The organism is Ramlibacter sp. G4-7 (assembly GCF_057784995.1).
Genome location: NZ_JBYNTT010000040.1, coordinates 1 through 1,589, shown reverse-complemented (window position 1 = coordinate 1,589; position 1,589 = coordinate 1). Strand labels below are relative to the sequence as shown.

Annotated in this window: 1 protein-coding gene; it reads left to right on the top strand. The window is 67.1% G+C overall.

All coding sequences use genetic code 11. The features are described from left to right. Nucleotides 1–362 precede the first annotated feature (362 nt). Entirely contained in the window at nt 363–1,574 is a 1,212-nt protein-coding gene (locus tag AC3EGR_RS25630) for an IS110 family RNA-guided transposase (protein ID WP_488549360.1), read from the top strand. The last annotated feature ends 15 nt before the right edge of the window (nt 1,575–1,589 follow it).

Below are 1,589 nucleotides of genomic sequence, written 5' to 3'. Positions count from 1 at the left end.
GCTCACTGGACTACCCTCCTGACATTCGTCTGCGTAGGCGTGCCGCTGCGCAGGGTTGTCCACGGCGACGGGCGTCGCTGGCGACGAACGCTCGCCGCGGGGGGCAACCCGTGTTCAGCGCCCTTGACTCGACCCGATGCGCAGGAGGATGGTTTGTTTCGACTTCCGTGCCCTTGGGGTGACTGCCAGCGGCGCTGGCCGTGCGACGGCTCGAATGAGACCTGCAGCCCCCAAGGTGCCGGAAGACCCAAACGGGCAACAGGGTGTAGCGCCAAGGTTGATCGCCCGGAGCGCCAATCAGTGAGCGACCCGCGTGGGCTTCCGACACGGCAAGTCATACCGCAACTTGCAGGAGTCTGTCTATGACCAAGCGCTTTGCCGGGCTGGACTGGGCCAGCCGAATCCACGCGGTGTGCGTCGTCGACGCCCACGGCAGTGTGGTCTTGCAGTTCGAAGTCAACCATGACGCCACCGGGTTGGCCGAGCTGTGCCGCCGGCTGAGGGCTGCGCATGTCACGGCCGTGGCGATCGAGCGGCCCTCCGGCCTGATCGTCGACGCGCTGCTGGAGGCCGGTCTCCAGGTCGTGCCGATCCACCCGAACGTGGTCAAGGCCACGCGCCCGCGTTACCGCAGCCACGGCGGCAAGAGCGACGCCTCCGATGCCTATCTGCTGGCCGACCTGCTGCGCACCGACGGCCACCGCTTCAAGCCCCTCGCGCCGGAGTGCGACGAAATCCGCGCCCTGCGCGCCCTCGTGCGCGGGCGTGACGACCTGGTGGCCACCCGAGTCCAGTTGGCCAACCAGCTGCGCAGCCTCCTGGAGTCGTTCTGGCCGGGCGCAGCCGAAGTGTTCGCCGATGTCGACTCGCCTATCAGCCTGGCCTTCATCGAGCGCTACCCCACACCGGAATCCGCCAGCCGCCTTGGGCCTAAGCGAATGGCCTCCTTCTGCGCCCAGCACGCCTACAGTGGCCGGCGAAATCCCGAGGAATTGCTCGAGCGCTTGCACCAGGCTGCCGCAGTTGCCCTTGGCGAGACGGAGTTGGAGGCCAAAGGTGAACTCGCATTGAGCATCGCTCGCGTACTCGCTCGCGTGGTGGAGCAGGTCCGCCTGCTGACCAGCCGCATCGAGCATGCCGTGCAAGCCAGCGAAGACGGACAGATCCTCATGAGCTTCCCGCGCGCTGGCAAGATCTGCGCCGCGCAAATCCTGTCGGAGTTGGGCAGTGTGCGCGAGCGCTTCGACGACGTCGAACGCCTCGCCGCCGAAGCCGGCGTCACACCCGTCACCTACGAATCCGGCAAGAGCAAGGCCGTGGCGTTTCGCTGGGCCTGCAACCACCGGCTCCGTGCGGCGCTGACCTGTCTGGCCGACAACTCCCGCCATGCCAGCGCCTGGGCTGCGGCAATCTACGACAGAGCCAAGAGTCGCGGCTGCGACCATCCCCATGCCACTCGAATCCTTGCCCGCGCTTGGCTGCGCGTCATCTGGCGCGCTTGGAGAGACCGCCAGCCATACGACGTCCAGCGTCACACAGGCGCCATGTTGCAGCTCGCCGCAGCAGGGGGTTGACACAGGGTGTCTCAT